We start from the raw sequence: 4,193 nt of genomic DNA on the forward strand, positions 1-4,193 counted from the left end.
ACCCTGGCGCGGTCCAGGCCCCGCCGTCGACATTGACGAAGACGGGGTTGGTGAAGGCGAGGGCGGTGATGCCCTGTTCGCCGAGGTTGCCGTCGGTCACTTCGGCCAACGTATCGTTGATGCCGCCGGCGTTGCTCAGGCTGGTCGGCAGCACCGGGAAGAGCGGCCGCGAGACGCCGTCGTTGCCCTTCACCATGGCGACGACCCAGACGTCCTCGAGGAGGCCGGTGAGCGACAGGGTCGCGCGGCCTTCGCGGCGGTTCGAGCTGGTACCCGGCGCCATAACCACCGACTGCGTCGGGGCGATCGAGTAGTCCGGCGTGATCGAGTAGCGCTTGATGCTGACGACGCCCGCGCCGGTCTGCTTGTTCGACATCGTGCGGGTGGTCGTCGTGTTGACGTAGAACTCCACCTCGTCGAACTCGACCCACTCGGCCGACTGGATGTCGACGGTGATGTCGACCGCGCCGTCGTTGGTCGCGATCGTCAGCGGCAGCTCTTCGCAGGTGAAGCCCCCGCTGCACTGGGCATCGTCGGTGCAGGGCGGGCAGTCGGTGACGTTGGTGCAGGGCGTCACGCCGTCGGTGCAGCGGCCGAAATCGATGCTGCCGCTCTCGTTGGTCGAGCTGGCGTGCGCCGTGACGCGCACCATCGGCCCGTTGGTGGCGAAGGTGCGGCCGGCATTCACGTTGTCCGAAATGGTGTTCGCCAGCCCGCTCAGATCGCCGCCGTCGTCGCTCGGCGACGCGATCATGTTGCGCGGGAAGCCGGCGACGCCGGTGACCGTGCTGTGCGTGTCGGAGTTGCCGATGCCGGTGCGCACGATGCCCTGGTTCATGAGGTTGAACCAGTCGCCGGCGTTCTGGCCGAAGAAGTTGGTGAGCACCTGGGCGCGGTCGTCGCCGATCCAGACCTCGAGGCCGTCGAACGTATCGGTGAAGTAGTTGGTCACGGCCGGATCGAGCCGCCGTGCCGCGGCCGGCACGACCGAGGTGGGCGGCACGACGCCGGTATCGATGCCCAAACCGGAACCGCCGTCGAGGCCGAAGTGGCTGTGGACGTGGTTGATCTGCACCGTGTTGCTGGCGCCGACCGCGTCCGCATGCGCCAGGGCGATGATCGACGCCGGGGTTTCGTTGTAGTTGTTGGAGGACGGGAAGTCCTGCCCGGCGGGCGCGGCGCCGCCGAAATCGACGCCGCCGTTGTTGACCTGGCCGGGGGTGGTGATCAGCGGCCAGGCGTTGAAGTGGCCGTAGTCGAAGCTGGTGATCTCTTCGCCGACCGCGGTGCCGAGCAGGTTGGTGGCGCCGAGCGCGTCGATGACCGGCTGGTAGTCGAAGCGGTAGTCGTGGTCGGTCGGAGTGAAGAAGTCCATGCCCTCGTCGAGCATGGTGAGGACGCGGGTCGGATTCGCGATCTGCGAATCGGGGCTGTCGATCGAGTGGACGTGAAAGTCGGCCGCGATCAGGCCTGTGGTGTCGACGACGCGCTCGACCTGCGCGTTGACCGTCTGGGTCGAGCCGGCGGTGACGGTGACGTTCTGGGTGAAGAGCGAGTATTCAGGCCCGCGTGACACGGCGATCTGGTAGCTGCCGGGCTCGAGCTCGACGACACCCGAGTCGCCGGTCGTGTCGAGGTAGATGGTGCGCGACAGGCCCTGCGGCACGCCGTCCTTGGTGCGATCGCCGAACACCCCGGTGCGATTGTTGACCAACCCGAAGATGCTCTGCGTATTCAGCGGATCGGGGCTGGGGTCGAAGCCGACCACCGAGACCTTGGCCGGAATCGCGGCGTTGTTCTCGTCGACCGCCGTGACCTCCACCGCGCCGGTGGCAGGCAACGCAATGTTCTGCGTCAGGGTGCCGAAGGCGGCGACGTTGATCGGGTGCTGCGTCGGGGCCAGCAGGCTCGCCTCGTACGGCGCGCCGTCGAGGTTGGCGACGACGTTGTAGGCGCCGCGCGGCAGGGTGAACGAGTAGTTGCCGAGATCGTCGGTGCGCGTGTGGGTGATCACGTTGCGCGTCATCGCCGCCAGGCCGGGACCGTCGGCGAGCTGGCCGAGGACCGAGATGTCGGCGCGCACGGCCGGGTTGCCGCCGGCCGTCACGTTGCCCTGCACCGTGCCGCTGGGCACGCACTGGATCTCGTTGCGGGCGTCGGAGATGTCCGAGACGCTGCCGTCGCCGACGACGAAGTAGCGGGTGACGGTGAGGATATCGCCCGGGTTGGCGGCGGGCTGGATGTGGAACGGCGGCGGAGCGGCGCCGATCAAGGCCAGCAGGACCTCGACGTTGAGCTGCGGCACGTGCACGCCCGAGGTGGTGAAGGCACTCGTCGATCCGGGGGTCTGCTGGACGTAGCCGTAGGAGACGCCGTCGCCCTCGCCATAGCCGCTGTAGGCGGTGAAATTGCAGAGGTTGGGCTTGCTGAGCGGGCAGCGGGCGCTGACCAGCGGCTCGCCGAAGCCGTAGCCGGACTGGAACATCTCGAGGGTGCCCGAGCCGTTGATGTACTCGCCGAAATAGATATCGAGCTGGGTGCCGCCGAGGTTCTGCACATTGGTCTCGACGCGCACGTAGTTGGTGCCCGGCTCGAGGATGTAGTCGGTGGTGATGGTGACCGGCAGATCGATGTCGTCGGCGGTCGGCGCCAGCAGGAAGTTGAAGCTGGCAATGGTCGAGCTCGGATTGATGAAGTCGAGCAGATCATCGACGCCGGTGGCGCGCAGGATGGCCGGACCGCCGTTGCTGCCGTCGTTGAGGATGGTCAGCGCGGTGTAGTGGGCGGTGCCTTCGATGTTGAGCGAGAGGGCCCACTCTTCGAAGCTGTCGCGGTCCGGGTCGGGGAACGTGCGGATGATGTCGCCGTCGATGATCTGGCCGCCGAACTGGCCGATGCTGAACAGGTTGCGCTGCGGGGCCTGCACGATGACGCGGATGCGGTCGTTGGCCAGCTTGTAGTCGCCGACGGCGCAACGGCTCTGGCGGCCGCCGACGCATTCCGAGAGGTTGGCCACCTGGGTCAACGTCGCGCTGCCGCCGCGCGCGCTGCTGCCGTGCTGCGCCAGCACCAGCTGGTCGGCGGCGCGGGTGACGCTGCATGTGGTGCAGGCGGTGGCGCCGACGGTATCGAGGGTCTGCCGTTCGCAGGCGCCGGCGAGCTGGAGCGTGTTGGTGATCACGTCGGTGCAGGCACCGCTGATCGAGTCGAGCGCCTTGGTGAACTCGGCGTCGAGCTTGGCCTGCGACGCGGCGACGCAGTCGGTGCTGAGCGGCAGCTTGTCCTTGGCGACGTCCTTCTTGCACTTCTGCAGGATGCTCTGCCGCTTGCTCCCCAGCTTGCCGATCGCCTTGCCGAGGGTCTTGAGGCAGAAGTTCTGCTCGCCGCTCAACTCGCAGGCGCCCGTCGGGCAGTCGGCGGCCTCGCGGCAGCTCAAGGTATCGTTCGGGCCGCCGTCGCAGGTGCCGACGGTGCGCCCGAGCACGCACTTGGGGGCGGGGCAGGGGGCCATCACCGGACAGGCGGGGCAATCGGCGTTCACGCTACACGTGATGCCGACGCTGGGCCCGCTGTCACAGACGCGCGTGTCATCGTCGTAGACGGTGGCGATCAGCGCGTCGGTCGCGGTCTCATGCTCCTCGACCGAACAATCCGCCAGGTCGGTGGACGTCGTGACGCCGAAGCACTGGCCGCCGAAATCGAGCGTCGCCACGATCGCGCTCGGGCAGAGGTCGGCGATCTTGTCGCGATACTTCTGCTCGGCCTTGTCGAGCTTGGCCTGCGTCTTCGTCTCGAGCGCGCAGTCGGTGCCGACGGCGAACTTGCCCGCGTTGATCGCGTCCTGGCACTTGGCCAGCGCGCCGAAGCGCTTCTTGAAAAAGACGCGGCCCTTCTTGGCGACCGTCCCCTGGCACTTCTGCTGATCCTTAGTGAGTGCCGCGTCGGCCACGCCGACGTAGAGCACCAGGACGCTCAAACAGAGCGCCAGCTTACCATGTCGCATGAAAACCCCCCTTAATAGATGCGCAAAGATGACACGTGTGCGTTGAGGAGCCATCCTTTCAGAGGACTGAACCTCATTTCAAGTACCGAATGCTGGTCGGGGCGCTGAAGCCTGCAGTCGCCCGGGAGGGCTCCCGCCGAGCCGTGCCGTAATCGGCCGCAGACGGCTCGGCGGGAGCCTCGCCCTCCCG

The 4,193-nt window shown here is 67.4% G+C and carries 1 protein-coding gene; it reads right to left on the reverse strand.

What is annotated here, in order from left to right:
• Nucleotides 1-4,057, reverse strand: a 4,057-nt coding sequence (locus ACRDUX_RS02425) for a CehA/McbA family metallohydrolase domain-containing protein (RefSeq protein ID WP_526410662.1), incomplete at its 3' end; no start/stop codon positions are given.
• Nucleotides 4,058-4,193 lie beyond the last annotated feature (136 nt).

The sequence above is a fragment of the Mycobacterium sp. genome (genome assembly GCF_050701675.1).
GTDB lineage: Bacteria > Actinomycetota > Actinomycetes > Mycobacteriales > Mycobacteriaceae > Mycobacterium.